This is a genomic window from Vibrio lentus, from assembly GCF_002875945.1.
GTDB lineage: Bacteria > Pseudomonadota > Gammaproteobacteria > Enterobacterales > Vibrionaceae > Vibrio > Vibrio apostichopi.
This window is the reverse complement of sequence record NZ_MCZK01000168.1, coordinates 87,824-105,688: the sequence shown is the minus strand read 5'-3', so window position 1 is coordinate 105,688 and position 17,865 is coordinate 87,824. Positions and strand designations below refer to the sequence as shown.

The 17,865-nt window shown below is 43.5% G+C and carries 12 protein-coding genes; 9 read left to right on the top strand and 3 right to left on the bottom strand.

Annotated features, from left to right (window positions below):
* Positions 1-313 precede the first annotated feature (313 nt).
* Complete coding sequence (locus tag BCT49_RS22485) at positions 314-1,309, top strand: L,D-transpeptidase family protein (protein WP_102438326.1); 996 nt, start codon at positions 314-316, stop codon at positions 1,307-1,309.
* A 117-nt stretch (positions 1,310-1,426) separates the two neighbouring features.
* Here the strand turns inward: BCT49_RS22485 and BCT49_RS22480 are convergent, their stop codons facing one another.
* On the bottom strand, positions 1,427-1,693 hold the full coding sequence (locus BCT49_RS22480) for an Lpp/OprI family alanine-zipper lipoprotein (RefSeq protein ID WP_004732066.1): 267 nt from the start codon (positions 1,691-1,693) through the stop codon (positions 1,427-1,429).
* 362 nt (positions 1,694-2,055) lie between these two features.
* Here BCT49_RS22480 and BCT49_RS22475 point away from each other — a divergent pair, with 362 nt between their 5' ends.
* Positions 2,056-3,387, top strand: coding sequence for a DEAD/DEAH box helicase (locus BCT49_RS22475; protein WP_017104563.1), 1,332 nt, complete (start codon positions 2,056-2,058; stop codon positions 3,385-3,387).
* A 149-nt stretch (positions 3,388-3,536) separates the two neighbouring features.
* On the opposite strand, the gene BCT49_RS22470 is transcribed toward BCT49_RS22475, so the two are convergent.
* Positions 3,537-4,784: an SGNH/GDSL hydrolase family protein gene (locus tag BCT49_RS22470; protein WP_102438324.1), complete on the bottom strand. Its 1,248-nt coding sequence runs from the start codon at positions 4,782-4,784 to the stop codon at positions 3,537-3,539.
* 537 nt (positions 4,785-5,321) lie between these two features.
* Here BCT49_RS22470 and BCT49_RS22465 point away from each other — a divergent pair.
* From BCT49_RS22465 to BCT49_RS22435, 7 genes are all read left to right on the top strand, one after another.
* Positions 5,322-6,263, top strand: a complete 942-nt coding sequence (locus tag BCT49_RS22465) for a lipase family alpha/beta hydrolase (RefSeq protein ID WP_102438322.1) — start codon at positions 5,322-5,324, stop codon at positions 6,261-6,263.
* A gap of 39 nt (positions 6,264-6,302) precedes the next feature.
* Positions 6,303-7,208 (top strand): lipase secretion chaperone, encoded by a 906-nt coding sequence (locus tag BCT49_RS22460; RefSeq protein ID WP_102438320.1) that lies wholly within the window; start codon positions 6,303-6,305, stop codon positions 7,206-7,208.
* 311 nt (positions 7,209-7,519) lie between these two features.
* The gene (locus tag BCT49_RS22455; RefSeq protein WP_102438318.1) at positions 7,520-9,541 is read left to right on the top strand and encodes a prolyl oligopeptidase family serine peptidase; all 2,022 of its coding nucleotides are present in this window, start codon (positions 7,520-7,522) and stop codon (positions 9,539-9,541) included.
* Positions 9,542-11,683: a TonB-dependent hemoglobin/transferrin/lactoferrin family receptor gene (locus BCT49_RS22450; protein WP_102438316.1), complete on the top strand. Its 2,142-nt coding sequence runs from the start codon at positions 9,542-9,544 to the stop codon at positions 11,681-11,683.
* A gap of 9 nt (positions 11,684-11,692) precedes the next feature.
* Positions 11,693-14,020 carry a proprotein convertase P-domain-containing protein gene (locus BCT49_RS22445; RefSeq protein WP_102438314.1) on the top strand — a complete coding sequence of 776 codons (2,328 nt, stop codon included), beginning with the start codon at positions 11,693-11,695 and terminating at the stop codon, positions 14,018-14,020.
* Between the two features lie 4 nt (positions 14,021-14,024).
* Positions 14,025-15,509, top strand: a complete 1,485-nt coding sequence (locus BCT49_RS22440; protein ID WP_102438312.1) for a DUF1566 domain-containing protein — start codon at positions 14,025-14,027, stop codon at positions 15,507-15,509.
* A gap of 2 nt (positions 15,510-15,511) precedes the next feature.
* Positions 15,512-16,069 carry a DUF1566 domain-containing protein gene (locus tag BCT49_RS22435; RefSeq protein WP_102438310.1) on the top strand — a complete coding sequence of 186 codons (558 nt, stop codon included), beginning with the start codon at positions 15,512-15,514 and terminating at the stop codon, positions 16,067-16,069.
* Positions 16,070-16,199: 130 nt separating this feature from the next.
* On the opposite strand, the gene BCT49_RS22430 is transcribed toward BCT49_RS22435, so the two are convergent.
* Positions 16,200-17,843: a methyl-accepting chemotaxis protein gene (locus tag BCT49_RS22430; RefSeq protein ID WP_102438308.1), complete on the bottom strand. Its 1,644-nt coding sequence runs from the start codon at positions 17,841-17,843 to the stop codon at positions 16,200-16,202.
* Positions 17,844-17,865 lie beyond the last annotated feature (22 nt).

Here is a 17,865-nt window from a genome sequence, read left to right as displayed (position 1 = left end):
GGATTTAATAAATTACCGATTCTGTTGAATTGAATTGAATTCGTTTTGTTGAGGCAATATTAGCGAGTTAAAACGAGGCTCCATGAGACTTTAGTCACAAAATAGATCCAACATTATAGTTTTATTAATATTGATAACCAAATGTGTTGAAACCTTAAAGGCAATCGATTTTGTATGGGTAATTTGCAAGCTATCTACAGGTAAATCTAAAAATATAAACCTATTGCATATTAGTTTAGAGACAACAATACATTGTAGAGACGTTTGATCAGCGATAATCTAAACTTTGATAAAAGACAAACCAAGGAATTGTATGTCGTATTGCGCTAACTTGACGCCTTTGCTCGCTATGAAAACACAGCTGCGCAAGATCGCTTTGCTTACTGTGAGAAAGACTTTGTTCCCTCTGGTAACAACTCTACTCGCAGGCGCGATGATTCCGTCGTGGGTGTCTGCTGCCACTTTTGAGTTGCCACCAAAAGAAAGTCGTATTGTGGGCAGAATACAGCAACATGAAGTTGCGGCGGGTGAAACGTTGGCTATTATTGCAAAGCAATATGATATTGGCTTTCTCTCTTTGATGGCGGCAAACAAAGGGGTCGATCCTTTTCTTCCTGCTGAAGGCTATGTGTTAAGCATTCCTAGCCGTTTAATTCTGCCGGATACTCCGAGAAAAGGGATTGTGATTAACCTTGCTGAGTTGAGGTTGTACTACTTTGAGCCTGAGAAGAATCAGGTGCATGTGTTCCCTGTCGGGATTGGTCGAGTAGGGCGTGATACTCCCGAGATGATCACCAAGATAAGTCAAAAACGTCCAAACCCAACTTGGACTCCTCCAAACTCAATTCGCAAAGAGTACTTAGAGAAAGGCATAGAGTTACCAAGAGTGGTTCCTGCTGGGCCTGAAAATCCTTTAGGCGAATATGCATTGCGACTTGCTTATGGTGCTGGTGATTATCTGATACACGGTACCAATAAAGACTTTGGGATTGGTTTGCGAGTGAGCTCTGGGTGTATCCGTATGGAACCTAAAGATATTGAGTGGCTTTTTGAGCAGGTGAGTCGTGGTGAACAAGTCACAATAATCGATGAGCCGATTAAGGTGTCTTTGGAGCCCGACAGAAGCGTGTTTGTTGAAGCTCACGAACCTTTGACGCGAAGTGATGGTTCTAAGAAATTACTGCAAATTCCTGTTGAACTAAAATGGTGGCTTGAAGACGCAGATTTGCCTAATTCAAAGGCGAAAGCGGTTATCTTTGCTCAAAATGGTGTGCCTGTTGAAATAGCACCGCCTGTGATTGAGTTTTAAAAACGAATCATTCCTCCCTCAATAAAAAACACCACCTCGAAAAGAGGTGGTGTTGTCAATTTACTGCATGTATATACGTCTTTTGAAATCTACAGCTTCATTGAGTTTCTATCTCAACTACTTAGTGTAAGACTCAGCAATGTTGTCGATACGGTCGTTAGCACGATCCGCTTCTTCTTTTGCTGCCATAGCCGCAGCTGATGCTTCTTGAGCTTTCATTTCAGCAGCCGCTTTGTCACTCTTAAGTGCTTCTACTTCGCTGCTTAGCTCAGCAACTTGGTTAGTTAGTTGGTCCATTTCTGATACCGCTGCTTCTTCAGGCTCTGAAGAACAACCAGCTAAAATAAATACTGAGGCTGCAGCTGCGATTAACGTCTTATTCATAAGAACTCCTTGCTTATTTATCATCAAAAGATGCGCTATACATTCTTTATCATATAGTCGCTTCATTAATGATTGTAGCGACTAATTTTTTAACTGCAAAAACAATAACTAAAGAAATTGCTAAATTTTTGAGGTAATTAGCTAGGTATCACAATCTGTCTCACTTTTGAGATGAAGTGTGTGGCGCGGCAATAATGCAGTACAAAGGTGGGTCACCCCTTTGTTCGCGGTGCATACAATATTCTGGTTAACATTAGATAAAGGGATAAATTTACTGTGATCTCTATCCTTATAAAGTACTTTCGCGGTATCATGTCACGTTAAATTAATTTTATTCAATACCATCATGACTGGAGAGTCCTTTGCACTTTAAAGATTTAGGCTTAGATAACCGCTTACTGAAGAACTTAAAACATTACGACTTCAAGAAGGCGACAGAGATCCAATCAAAAGCGATCCCTGTTGCTATTGCTGGTAAGGATCTATTGGCTTCATCAAAAACGGGATCAGGAAAAACATTGGCGTTTGTGTTGCCAATGATACATAAAGCATTAAAAACAAAAGCGTTTTCTGCTAAAGATCCCCGTGGTGTAATTTTGGCTCCTACTCGTGAGCTAGCAAAACAAGTTTACGGCGAGCTGCGTAGCATGCTTGGCGGTCTGTCTTACGAAGCCACACTTATCTTAGGTGGTGAAAACTTTAACGACCAAGTTAAAGCTCTGCGTAAGTACCCTCGTTTTATTGTTGCGACTCCCGGTCGTCTTGCGGACCACCTTGAGCACCGCTCACTGTTTTTAGATGGTGTTGAAACGCTAATCCTTGATGAAGCTGACCGTATGCTGGATTTAGGTTTCGCACCTGAATTGCGTCGTATTGCGAATGCAGCTAAGCACCGTCGTCGTCAAACGTTGATGTTCTCTGCGACGCTTGATCACGCTGAAGTGAATGGCATTGCAAATGAAATGCTAGACGCACCTAAGCGTATCTCAGTGGGTGTTTCTAACGAACAGCACCTAGATATCACTCAGAAGTTCTACCTGTGTGACCATCTCGATCATAAAGAAGCGATCTTGGATCGTGTGATTGAAGAAGCTGAATACCGTCAGGTGATGATCTTCACTGCAACTCGTGCCGATACTGACCGTTTAACGGATAAGTTGAACGAGAAGAAGCTTAAAGCTGTGGCATTGAGCGGCAACCTAAACCAAACGCAACGTAATGCCATCATGAGTCAGTTCGAGCGTGCGGTTTACAAGATTTTGGTAACAACCGATGTTGCTTCACGTGGTATCGATATTCCAAACGTAAGCCACGTTATCAACTTTGATATGCCTAAGCATACGGAAGAGTACGTGCACCGCGTTGGTCGTACTGGTCGTGCGGGTAACAAAGGTGATGCAATCTCTTTGGTTGGTCCAAAAGACTGGGATAGCTTTAAGCGTGTTGAGCTTTACCTTCAACAAGATCTTACTTTCTCTGTGCTTGAAGGCTTGAAAGGTAAATTCAAAGGCATTAAGCCTCGTAAACCTGCTTTTGCTAAAGGCGGACCTGCGAAGAAGAAGACCAACACTCAAGTTAAGAAAACGCCGAAGAAACCAGTTAAGCGCGATAAGAGCTTCCACCAAAATGTGGCTGTGGGTGATACCGTGTTTATCCCTAAGAAGAAAGTCGCACCAAAAGTGGACGACGAGTAATCAACTTGCATGACCTAAAAGCTTAGCTTTGAAAGGTTGATGTAAACAAAAACCGCCGAGGATGGCGGTTTTTTTGTATCTGTATTTTGTGTAAGCCTTAGCTTTCAGTACTACAGGCGGTATCTGATGATACTGAGAGAGCTTGTTAGCTAGAAATTGAATGTCGAGAACGAGTACGCCAAGATATGGTCTGCGATGTATTTGTGAGTGGCGGTAGTTGGGTGTGTCACACCCCAGAATACATAACTGTCTGAACCATAGGTCGCGCAATCATTAGTCAAGCTGTGGCTTCGCAAATAGTCTGCGGCTGAGCTTCTATTGAGATCAAGACAGGCGTCACTCGCGTTTCGAAAACCATGTTGTTCTGGGTTATCGGTAATGCTGGTGAATAACGCACTTGCATCGAATAACACCACGTTTTTCCCCTGGCTCTGGTAATACTCGGCCTGCGCCTTGATGAATTGGTTGAACTCTAAGATCTTGCCACGAACTTTAATGCTCTCTTGCTCCGTCGAGTATTTGAATTGCGGCGCTTTGGTCGCATCGGGCAATGTGAACAACAAGATATTACTCGCACCAGATTCCGTTAATCGGATCAGAGCGCTGCCGAAATCAGCTTTGACATCGGCGACTTCTCGGTCGTAATTCATAAAGTCATTGAGCCCAAACTCTAGAGTAAACAAGGAGTTTTCTGGGCGATAGTTTTTAGCGACTTTCATGTAGGTTAGGTAAGAGGTGACTTGGTCATAGACGCCAGTCAGTGCGACGTATTGATTGGTTCCTGCTGCGCCACCCACGGCCCAGTTATAAAGAGGAACGTCTTTCGCTTTGGCTAAATATTCGGTCCAGACTAAACCGTTTGAAAAGTGTCCTAGAAACCATGAGTTCGCATTTGGGAAAACCCATTGAGAGCCATTAAATAGGTTGCCAGTGTCAGAGAGGCTATCACCAAAAGTGACAATGCGATTGATGGTATTGGCTTGAACAGCGTTATCGTTGGTCCAGATGGAGTGATTGTAAGAGAAGCGATTGTCTGCGGCAAAGTAGGTAATGTCAGCGGCGTCATGTTGGATGCCGAGAGTCTGCTCACAACGCTGTTTGATTTCAGACTGTGGGGTATCACTGTAGAACATGTTCTTGAAAGAAACGGAAGACCACCAATATCCGTTGATCGTGTAATCTTCGCCGTTTTCTTTTTTCGCCCATTTCCAATCGGTAGCTGCAGAGTCGTGCGATGCATCGGTTCGATACCAACATCGAACATAAGAATAAGTCTCTGAACTTTGTGTGCTGAGCACTTGTGCTGATGTCATCGATTCTGGTGTCGGTATCGAGTCATCTGCAGCATAAGCCCCAAATGGTATGGTTAACGCGAGTATTAAAGCCGTATTTTTCATCACTGTATTCTCTTTGATATTTAGTGAGCCAAACAAAACGTTGTTGCTTGTTGCTTGTTGATAAGTGGATAAGTAAATAACTGGTACGACCTATATCTAAAATCAATAATTACCGTCAATACATTCAGGTTGTTGGCGTTCCATAATTGGTATAAGTATCAACTTTCCAACGACTTCCTGATTGAAAAACAATCAACTAGAAGAGAGAGATTTATCACTTAATATTCGATTTCTGAGAGCTACTACTCGCCAGTTTGTCGGCGTAGATCTAAAAGAGGTGAGCCGTTTTCGTGAATATCGGGCTTATCTTTGGTCAAGATAATTGAAGTTTTAGCATCATTGGTTTTATTTTAATGTTAATATAATCAATAGTTTATGGTGTTGAAATCTGGTCTGATTCTATTTGTCTAATGTTCATCACAACTGTTTAATTCAAGTTCAATATCACAAATATCAAGTTGTTATTTTCTGTTTTATAAAATCATCAACTACGGTTCTTTTACTCATCAGAGGTCTAATCTGTTTAAGGAAAGAGCATTGAAAAAGATATTAATTTGGACGATAGCCTGTCTATCCAGTTTTGGTGTCTATGCCGGAACGAGCGCATCGGCATTAGAAGTCAGTGGATACACGGAAACGAAATATCCCATTATGTTGGTACATGGTTTGTTTGGTTTCGATACATTAGCGGGTGTCGACTACTTCTATGGCGTACCTGAATCCCTAACCAAAGATGGTGCGAGCGTCTATGTCGCTCAGGTATCAGCGACCAACAGCTCTGAAGTGCGTGGCGAGCAATTGCTAGCTCAAGTTGAAACACTGTTAGCCGCGACGGGGGCAAGTAAGGTGAATCTGGTCGGTCACAGCCACGGCGGACCGACAGCACGTTATGTAGCATCAGTTCGTCCTGATCTGGTTGCCTCAGTGACAAGCATTGGTGGCGTCCATAAAGGATCTAAAGTCGCCGATCTCGTGCGTGGAAGCGTATCAGAAGGCTCAGCTGCGGAAGGTATCGCGGTTAAGTTGGCTGGTGGATTGACGACGCTCATCAACCTGTTATCTGGTGGAACGGATCTTGACCAAGATGGCCTTGCATCTCTTGAAGCGTTGACCACTGAAGGTTCGCTTACATTCAATCAGTTTTACCCTGAAGGCGTTCCGACGTCTGCGTGTGGTGATGGTGAATGGCAAGCAAACAACGGTGTTTATTACTATTCATGGACAGGATCTTCCACTTTTACCAACCTTCTTGATCCTACCGACGGAGCGATGACAATCCTTGGTTTAGCTTTTAATGAACCTAATGACGGGTTAGTGGGAGCATGCAGCGCGCATTTGGGCAAAGTGATTGGTGATGATTACAAAATGAACCACCTAGACGAGATTAATGGCTTGTTGGGTATCCATCACCTCTTTGAGACCGATCCCGTGACGCTATATCGCCAACACGCGAATCGATTGAAGTTGGCTGGCCTGTAGGTCGCACTGCCCAAAAGTTAAGATCATAAGGAAAATATAATGAAAAAGACCGCCATTTTGTCGATAACTACGATAGCCCTGATGAGTACAGCGGCGGTCTTTTTATATGTAACCTTTTTGCCTGATAAAACAGACAATCTAAATTCAAACAACAAACAACAGAACGCCTCCTCATTGAAGGTTACCTCTCAACAAGATACCGAAATCGATAATGCATCAGCCAAAGACATGATGGAATATTTCGTATCAGGCAATACCGAATTAACCCTTGAAGATATTCGTGACAATGTGGCAAAACACCACGAGCAATCACAAGCTACGACTGTCGATGAAGCACTGTTTGCCAAGTATCTTGAGTACAAATCGGCACTGACATCATTAGACGTGCAATTCGACACCACATCAATATCCGCTGAGGACCTACGCGCACTCAATCAAGCGTTGCTCGATCTCCAATCTCAACTTTTCAGTGAGAGCGAGATAAGTATTCTATTTACCCATGACAACAGAATGAGGGAAATTGCTTTAGAAAAGTTACTTCTGAAACAAGAAGGGCTAGACGAGCCCGAATATCAGCAAAGGCTTGAGTCTTATTTATCTGAGCAGCCAGATTACGTTCAAACGAGCCAGCAGAATCAGGTATTACTCCCACAGTTATCCAGTTCAGAAGGTCTAGATGAACAAGGTAAATACTTGAAGAGAAATGAGCTGGTCGGCGAAGAAGCGACCCAGCGGCTCGAAGCGCTTGATCAACAAAGATTGGACTTTGAAGGAGCTTTAGAAATTTACTTTGTTGAACGAAATGACATTTTGAATGACTCAGCACTCTCAGAAATTGAACAAAAAGAGACGATTGCCCAGCTTAGAGAAGCTCATTTTCAGCCACAACAGCTTAGAAGGGTAGAAGCGATTGAAAGAATCAGAGCCGCTGAGAATGGTCAGTAAGGTTTGCTGATCTAACGACGTTATTCAAGTTTTCAAAATTGCCTTAGTGGAGATATTTGTTTAACAAATTTAGTAAACGTTTGCTTATTCTGTAAATGGTCAGTTTTCTGATTAAACTAAACACTATCGACTGATTTATCAGGCTTATCTAAATATAAATTCCTTCCATGATTACAATGGTAATCCATCATTAATTGATGCCCTTCTCGTGATTAATATCACATATTTATGTAAATGATAATTGATCTCATTATCGTTTGGGTGCAGTATACGCGAAATTTATTAAATTAGCGTATGGATTTGTTGTATTTATGAAAGCGTGTGTGTTGTTAGCTTTTGCGCTCTTACTGACGGGAGCGGTTAGCGCATCTGATCAGTTCTCTTGGCTCAGAGATGATTCTCGTAGTGCAAGTAAAGTACTCAATTATCTTAATCAACAGAATGATAAAACTCAGCTATACCAAGAACGTATTGATCATTTAAGCAAATCCCTACAACAGAAATGGCAAGACAATCGCCCTAAACGCGCCGATAAACCATGGCAGGAAATCGGTGGCTACGAGTATGCGATCCTAAATCACAAGGGCAAAAGAGCCTTGTTGTCCCGATTAGTTGGGAGTGAGGATTTGACCGAGTTGCTTAATATTGATGTTCGTTCTGCCGAGTATGATTACTATCAGTTAGGTGGTTGGGCATTAGACTCAACTAAAACCAAGCTCGCGATAGCAGAAGATATTACGGGTACTGAGCAGTTTCGAGTGAGTGTTGTTGATCTTAAAACTCAGCAAGTTACATCAGTAGCTCAAAATGTAGACAGCTCGCTAGCATGGTCGAAAGACAGTAAATCTCTGTATTTGATTCAACTTGAACACCAAACTTCGAGACCATATGCGCTAACAAAATACTTCTTAAATGAATCAAAACCAATTCAGTTAATGGAAGAGCCGGACTCCGCTTGGTTGCTTTCGTATTACCTTTCAAGTGATAAGCAATTTGCTGTCGTTCAGGCAAACAGTGAAAACTCCAGCGAGCAACGTTTGTTAAACCTTGATAGTGGTGAAATCTCTAAACCACTTTTACCACGAAAAACTGGGGTGGAGTACTACGTTGATGTTTCGGATTCTATGTTGTTTGCCAACAGCAATCACGACCGCAATGATTTTGCTTTTTATTCCGCACCACTTATTCAGGCTACAGATATCAACCTTTGGCGAACGGTTTTTGAACCAACGGACGAATCTAGAATCAGTAACTTCTATTTGTTTGAGTCTGGTGCTGTAGTTGTTAGCCAGAGTGGCGCGTCGCACTCTTTGCACTTCTTCGATAATGACAATCGCTATCGCTCAAGCCAGTTATTGGCTGACGCAGGCCAAGTTGCTTGGGTAAGCCAAGTTGGCGACTATCAAAGTAACAAATTGCACATTCGCAGCATGTCTTTGACTCAGCCAGCGAAGTGGGACAGGCTAAATACTAATACTTTACAACGAGAACGCTTCTCTCAAGACGAATACCCTCAATACCAACAATCAGCGTATCAAACCGAGCAGGTCATGGTGAATTCTGATGGGGTAACGATTCCAGTCACACTGGCTTATCGCAAAGACAAATTGACTAAGACCACACCAGTGTTTTTGTACGGGTACGGTGCTTATGGCATGACGATGAAGCCCTACTTTATGCCCCAAATCATTAGCCTACTTGATGAGGGTGTAATTTATGCGATTGCACATGTTCGAGGTGGCGGCTTCTATGGTGACGCTTGGTATCAAGCAGGTAAGGGGATTAAAAAAGAAAATGCCATCTTGGATTTCATCGCAGCTGCTCGGGATTTGACTACATACAATCTAGGTAAGCACTCTATTTACGCGATGGGTGGAAGTGCTGGTGGCACTCTTGTTGCTGCAGCTTTAAATCAGGCTCCTGACTTGTTTGATGGTGCTGTCCTAAAAGTGCCCTTTGTCGACGTTGTGAACAGCATGTCTGATTCTGCATTACCTTTAACGGCTCAGCAGTACGGTGAGTGGGGCAATCCAAACATTGCTGATGAATTGAAGGTAATGCAGCAATATGACCCTTACCTGAATCTTAGCGAACAAAACTACCCACCAATATTGATTCAGATTGGACTGAATGACCGCCGCGTACCTTATTGGGAAGGGGCTAAGTATTACGCAAAACTCAGTGAACTTACGACTGGAAGCGGCCCTTACCTATTATCGACAAATCTTACTCAAGGACACTCGACAGACAGGCGACAGTCCCAATCGCAACAAGCGTTTGAGTACGCATTTCTTTTATCACTTTCCCTGAAAGACATTAAAGCGGAGCAGTAAATGAAGCTTTCCCCCCTATCAGCGGCAGTACTGAGTGTACTTGCTGCCAACCTCGTGCACGCTGAATCTGAGGTTTATCACTTTGAAGAAGTGATTGTAACAGCCAATAAAATAGAACAACCACTATCTGAAGTCGCGGGCTCAGTTGCCGTGATTACTGGTGAAGATCTAGAAAGAAAAGGCGCAACGGAGCTTTATGATGCAATAAAGAGTGAGCCTGGTGTCAGTGTTTCTGGGGGAGCTGGTCGACCTCAAAACATTACGATCCGTGGGATGACAGGCAACCGGATTTTGATTGTGAAAGACGGAATAAAGTCTGCTGATGGCTTTGGCGCCAACGACATCAATGACAAGGTAGGGCGTAACTCGTTTGATATGTCTAACTTGGAAAGTATTGAGGTTATAAAAGGGGCAAGTTCATCCGTCTACGGTTCAGGCGCTATCGGTGGCGTCGTGGTGGTTAGGACGAAAAAGCCAGGAGATTACCTCGGAGATAAAAACTTCTACAGCGACGTCTCTGCAACCTATACCGGTATCAGTAATAAATACAAAGGTGCGACAAACCTTGCTTTCCGTTCAGGTAAATTCGAAAGCTTAGTCAATCTTTCTTATTGGGAAGGTGAAGAAACACGTAACTTTGATGAGGACCTTTATAACCGGGAGATAGATGGCGTCGGTGGTGGTTACACTCTAAATTATTGGTCAAGTGATTCCTTGATGCTCAAAGGTAATGTTGAGTACTACAAAGATAATCTAAGTCGAAAAGAAGGATCCTCTAAGATCCAAAAAGACGGAAAATGGGACACTGAAGATTTTGACCAACAGTCTTATACCGAGACGTTTTCTGCGTATGCGGGGTTTGAGTACCTACCTGCCAATACTTGGTTTGAGGAATTAGATGCCAAGATTTATTGGCGTGATATGACTAATGAAGATACCACTAATCGTTTGATGTCTCGAACCAACAACAACGTTTCCGAGTTACGCAGAACGATTGATGTTCGTGGTTTTACGGATCAGCTTCTTGGTGCAAACGCTGATTTTATTAGTGCCTTCCAACATCAAAACATGAGCCATACCTTGTCATATGGTGTGAATATGGAAACCAACCTCCATGAGCGTCCAAGTCAATCGTCTGTTTTAGACTGGAACGGAGTGTCACTTAACGCGGATGTCCCTTTTGCTCCCGCCCGCTCGTACAATTTTGCTGCTTTTATTCGTGACGCGATTGAAATTGACCATTGGACTGTGACGGCAGGTGCCCGTTTTGATTTACACCAGTTGAAACCTGAGTCACAGAGCACAATCAATGGCTACGAAGTGAAGGAACAAAATTCGAGTGAGTTTTCTCCTAGTTTATCGGTGAGTTATCAGTTAACAGATTCGCTAAATACATATCTTTCGTACAACCACGGCTTTAGAGCACCGGGCTATGACAAAATTTATGGTTATCAGAACCATGATTTTGTCCCAATTACCCCATTTGTCATTGTGCCTAATATGGACCTAGAGGCCGAAACCAGTGATTCGTTTGAATTAGGCAGTAAGTTTGATAATGGACAAACACAGCTATATGCGGCCGTTTTCTATCAGAAGTTCGATAATTTTATCGACGTTAAACAGGTCACATTTGTGCCGGATCCAAATACAGGTAACTACTACAAGCAGTATCAAAACGTAAATGGAGTCGAGACATATGGTATTGAAGCTTCTGTCGCACACCGTTTAAGCGATTTTTGGAGCGTGAGTACTAAAGTCGGTTACGTTGATGGAGAAGATGAGGATGGAGAAAAAGTTCGTACGCTAACACCTTGGGAAGGCAATGCCGAGGTGACTTATGACGATAAAGCCTTCTCCGCTTATGCGCAGGTTAATTGGGCGCAAGCGATGGATAACGTCCCTCAATGTGAAGATGATTTAGGTATCGTTACTGACTGTGCGACCACCTCTGGCTGGGCGAGTGTCGACTTAGGAGTAAGTTACTCTTGGAGCTTTGGCTTGGACGTCAGCGCCAATGTGATGAACCTATTCGACAAAGAATACATCCGATACCAAGACGTTGCGGGTATTGCGAACAGCAATAAAATCTACTCCACAGAACCTGGCCGATACTTCACCGTTAACGCCAAGTATGCGTTTTAAGGAGGACATATGAAAAAGAGTCCTCTGTACCTCGCTTTGTTGTTGGTTTCAGCAACAAGCAGTGCTGCCGAGTGGGATTACCCAATTGGTAACACCGTTGTGACAACGCAGCAAGAAGCTAAGGCTTATTTAGAAGAAGCTTATCCTGAGGTTGGTACGTTAAGGTTTCGCTATGAAACACAGTCTAAATTGGGACACCACTACAACTTCGATGTATTGATAGAAGGTGAGTACCAACAACAAAAGTCCATGGTTCTTTCCACTAACTCTGACGAGCAGGTTTCACGCGTTTTCAGAAGCTTAGAAAATACCGTGTTACTCAACGGAAATCCGACAACGGCTGCTGAGCTGGAAGTTCCTCGTTTATTAGAAGCAGAGCGAGCGCCGAGCTTAAGCAGTGGTCAAGTTGTTGCGACGCATGTGAACGTATTCAGTCCAGATTTGAGAACCATGGACAGAGCTGCACCACCAGAAACTTTATTAACCGATGTCAGCCAATACCCGAGTCTTCCACATTATGTACAAACTGATGTGGAGGTATTGAACCACAGCGATGGTATCTACCTTACCAATGCTCGTGTATCTCAGGTTGATGCAACAGCCTTGTATTCACTTGATCCAGACTCAGGTGCGACAACGAACCGTGACACTTCAAATTTTCTCGCAGCTGAAGGTCTCACAAAGTTTGCTGATCTGAACGAGCTGCAAAATGTGGATTGGCAAGATGTGCGATTCCCTCAATTGATGGTATTTACCCATCTAGATCAGTCCTTAAGCTATATCAGTAGCTTGGGCTTTGATCTGTTTGATGTCCCGCTTGAGTTCGATGGCAGAGGCTTATCTGCAGATAACTCGACGTACTATTATGGCCCTAAAGCGGCTTTGTTTGGTATTGGCGGTGGCTCTCCAGATGCATTAGATGGTGACGTAATTCTGCATGAGCTTGGACACGGAATTCATTATCACATAGTAAAGGATTGGGCTTATGGTCATACAGGTGCCATCGGCGAAGGGTTTGGAGACTACTGGGCGGGCAGCTTTAGCTTTCGTACTCAATATGAAAATGCACAGACTCGCGGGCAAGAGTTCGAGATAGATACTGTTTTTAACTGGGATGGTTACTTTGGCGTAAGAAATACCACTCGTAGCCTATGGAACCAAAGAGCACGTTACTTTAGACAAGCGGAATATCGCCCTCATGAAAGTGTTGCTGGTGAACTAGGTGATGAGCTTTGGTCAACGCCTTTATTCCAGGCTCTGAAAGCCTCAGTTGAGCAGTATGGTGAGATCGCTTTTAACGAGTTTGATTCAATCATACTCGAGTCTATGTACGGGTTGGGTCGTGGATTGAAAATGCACGACCTAGCTGAGAGCACACTGTTTGTGGCTCAAAAGCTGTATCCGAATCGAGATTATGCCGAAATATTGAAGCAAAAGTTTGATGTGCATGGATTGATCATTGAGCCATTTAAAGTAGAGGTTCTTGACCGCTATGTTGATCCAAAGAAGCCGTTGACGATGGAATTGTACCCGACGTTAAGACAGGCTCAAGTGGATGGCCAAATTAATATTTCAGGATTGATGAAGTCGTTTGTTAGTCCTCCGGTTAACCAACTAACGATTGAAGCGACACTTCCGACAGGTGAGATGTGTGGTTCTTCAGTCGCGATGAATACGAGTGTCGATTACCGATACAACGACGCCCTCAAATCACAAAATTGGCAACATGATTTGTCTCTTGTATATGGCTTACCTGTACTCGAATCCGATATCAAAGAAGTGAACAGTTACCTTCCTGATAGCCGGTTTAGCTCAACTAATCAGCCGATCGTTGGCTTTAAAACATTCAATTTCACTCTAAATGGCACGGCTCAGACCGCAGACGAAAATTTCGGTCTGTATTTAGATATCGATCACCCTCGGTTGAGTGATTTAGTGGTGACCCTTATTTCCCCGAAGGGAACACGAGTTGATTTACTTAACCATAAATCGACGCGATTTTCTGGCTTTGATGGTTACTTCACACTTAAGCATGACTCGGTTCTTGATTCGTTTAAGGGTGAGCCTATTAACGGGTCTTGGCGTTTAGAAATTGCCGATTATGTAAATGATGAAACTGGGCACTTAAAACGGTGGGGGCTTGGCACGATTTCGAAATACGAATGTGGAGAAACAACGACTTCACCACAAGAACCAACAGTTACCAGTGGCTCTTCTGGTGGTTCAGCTTCACTCATATCAATTCTATTCATGTCCTTGCTCTCGTTCGGCAGGTCATTTGGTACGCGTTACTTGTCTCTAACGGCAAGGCTCTTTAAAAACAAAACAAGAAGATAACTCTATGAAACCTCAATTGACAATTTTGGCCATCTCTTTGGCTCTTGCTGGCTGCGGTGGTTCGGGTGGTTCCGATACCTCTGCATCAGCAGCACCAACCTATACAGTGTCAGGTACAGTGACAGCACAGAATGTAGATTTACAAAGTAAGGTCTGTGCAGACATAAATCAAAACTACATGTGTGATAGTGGAGAACCAAGCTCGACGGCTAACGCGAATGGCGAATTTAGTCTTACTAGTACTAAGAAGTCGATTTTATCGGTTCCTTTGTTAGCTCAGGTGGATACGGGGATTGCAGCCAATAGCACGAGCGGTTCTGCATCTTCTTACGCTTATATTGCCGCTCCCGGTCTTCAAAAAAATACGGGGAATGAGATTAATGGTATCAGTTCACTATTGGCGGGTTATGTCGCGGACGGATTGACGGTAGCTGAAGCTAACAACAAATTAAAAGCGCAGTTGGCGAAAAGTGGCATCACTATATCTGGCGATATTCAAGACGATTTATCTGCGTCTGAACTCGCGAGTCTGGAACAAAATGTCGTATCAACAATTAAGGCGTTTAAGCACTCTAATCGCGCGTTTATGCTGGCTCAATTGAGTGCGAAATTTGATAAGAGTGCGGCCGATTATGTGGGTGGAGTACTAGATAATGACCAAGTTACTGCTTTTGCAAATTTCCTCGAAGGAGAGCTAAAAGCTGCGACAGCATTGAATGATACGGGTGTTTTACGTTATTTCTCAGATATCGATGACACACAAAATGTCGTTGAACCACAGAGTTCATTCCCAGGTCAAGATGCTGAATATGGCTTTGATAAAACAGAGCTGAATGCTAATACCGGCAATGGTTTCCAGTTCGCAAAGTTAGATTCAAGTGGCCAGGTGCTTGCTGATGATGCAGCGGAGTGGTCTTGTGTTTTGGATCAACGTAGTGGCTTGATTTGGGAGTCGAAAACGGATGATGAAAGCTCTATTCAACATAAAGATCGCATATTAGCGCTTGAGTTACCCGGAATAGTAACGCCTTACGATCAAGATGTTGAATTAGTGACGTGTAAAACGAAAGGTGACGCGATATGTACCACTCAAGATTACGTTGAACATATCAATGCAATGAACTTATGCGGCAAGTCAGATTGGCGCTTACCAACGTTCCATGAATTCTACAACGTACTCGACTTCGGTGAGACAGAAACCAACTCGGACGGTGAAGTTTATGGCTTAACTTACAAGTACTTCCCATATCAAACCCTTGGTATTGATTATACAACTTACACTGGCTCGGTATGGACTCAATCCATAACTTATAGCCAATACACAAATGGCGCTGTTGAAGGTGGCTTCTATTATAACGAGATTGGAACACAAGGCTCAGATAGAGGAGTTGTTGGTTCAATAGAGATCTATTCAGGTGATGTTGATTCTTCAGATAATTATGACTCGTACCAATTTCCAGTTCGTTTAGTTTCACTACAAGGTCAATAGATATGAAAAATTTACTCTCCATCACTTTAATGGCTCTGTTTTCTGCGGGTGCAATGGCACAAGAGTGCAGTTTAGATATGGAAAAATCGGCGCCGAGCACGCGTTATGTCGCGAATGATAATGGGACGTTTAGCGATGAACTGACGGGCCTAACTTGGATGCGTTGCCAACTGGGTAAAACTTGGGATACGAAGACATTGGCTTGTAGTGGGCCAGCTGAAACCTACCATTGGCAGAGTGCGCTCTCTATGGTCGAATCAATCAATGATCAGAGTGGCAGTCATGCATTGCATCAGTTCGGTGGTGAAAAAGAGTGGCGCTTGCCAAACATCAAAGAGTTAGTGTCATTAAAAGAAGTGGCTTGCCATTCTCCAGCAATAAGTCACAAGGTGTTTGGTGATACGTTTAACGTTGAAGCTGGAAACTTAGCCGTTTATATATGGAGTTCAACTCCTGCGAGTGATGGTCAGAGCGTGATGACGTTTGATTCGATTAATGGTGAGGTTTACCAGTACAACGCAGCACAATATAAATTTAGCGTCTTATTAGTTGCAGAATGATTTAGTTTTTAATGCGTAAATAGAAAGGCCGTGGTTTTCCACGGCCATTTAGGTTTTGGTATATAGGTCTTAACTTAAGTCTTAGACCTTAGACCTTAGACCTTAGACCTTAGACCTTAGACCTTAAACCTTAGACTTTAAAATAATCCAACTGCTGCTTTTGCTGCTCGGCTAGATTAGATAGCTCATGGCTTGCTGCAGCGGCTTGGGTAATGCCGGTTACGTTTTGGCTTACTAGGCTGTAGATGTTTGAGATATTACGGTTGATGTCTGCAGTCACTTGGCTTTGCTCTTCTGCGGCAGAGGCAACTTGGGTGTTGATTTCAGTCATGTCGGTTACTGAGTTAGCAATACCCGAAAGGGCTGCACTTACCTCGCCCGAGAGCGTTTGGTTGTGCTCTAACATAGACAGTGAACTGCTCATGCTCTCATTAGCGTTGCCCGATTGAACCTGCAAGCCTTCGATGATCGCTTGGATCTCTTTGGTTGAATCTTGCGTACGAGCAGCCAGCATTCGAACTTCATCGGCTACCACTGCGAAGCCACGGCCACTCTCACCAGCACGAGCGGCTTCAATTGCTGCATTAAGCGCTAGAAGGTTAGTTTGCTCGGAGATGCTTTGAATCACCTCAATCACTTTACCTATTTGCTCCGAGTGCTCTTTTAGTGTGCCTACAACGTTTGCCGCTTCGCTAAGCTGAATCGCCATTTGCTCATTAGCTTGGTTGCTCTCGTTAAACAAGCTCATGCTGTGTGTTGCCATTTCGTCTGCTTGCTTAGATGCTGAATCAGCTTGTACCGCATTCTCGTTGACGTGTGATGCTGTGCTCTCAAGTTGATTTACTGCAGAAGCAACTTGCTCCACCTCTTGCTTCTCTTGATCTGAGTTAGCGCTTGATTGTGTCATCACAGCCGCCAACTCTGTTGATGCAGACGCCACTTCAATACTGATTCGAGAAAGTGAACTTACTGTGTCGCGCAATTGCTCAACCGACTTGTTTACGTCTTGGGCAAGGCGTGAGATCTCGTTATCGCCATACTCTTCAGCTTTAACGAGCAGGTTGCCTTTCGCTACTTCACGCATGGTTTCTTGGATATTGCTAAGCGGCTTAACAATGATGCCAGCAAGCGTCCAACTGATGATTAATGCGATTGAAAGAATCACGAGTAGAGCAATGGTCGCCGTATTCAGTGTGCTGGTGTGTTGTTGGCCATTGATGTCGACTTCTTGAGTTGCAAGCAGGTTGAGCTTTTTAGAAAGCGTGTTGATTGCTTGCACCATGTCATTACCCGCGTGACGGTATTGGTCAATTGCGATCTGGTAGCGGTTATCAAAGTCAGAAGATAGCGTTGAATTGCCATGCTTTGCTCTTAATAGAGGAAGCATGGTGGTGCGAGAAAAGTCGACGTAGTGATTCATCGCTTTGCTCATTGCGGCTACTTCATCTTGCATGCCTGGTACGGTATCAAGCGAGTTCAGTAGTCTAGTATTCTGGTCTCGTTTTTGATTTAGCGTTTCTACTAGCGTCTTTACATCATCAGCATTGAACAGGCTGTAGATGGCCTTGATGCGCATGCCGTAGCTGTTGTCGACGATTTCGCTAAGTTCTTCTTTATGTAGAATGAGTTGATCCGTTGCTGTTGATACATCTTTAAAAGCATTTTCCAGTTTGTCACCACCGATAATGACACCCGTCAAAAGTAATACGACGGAAAAGAGTACTGGAATAAGAATTTGTATTTTTATCGATAAGCCACTGAGAAGTTGGCGCATGTATTGTCCCTCTTTGAATAAG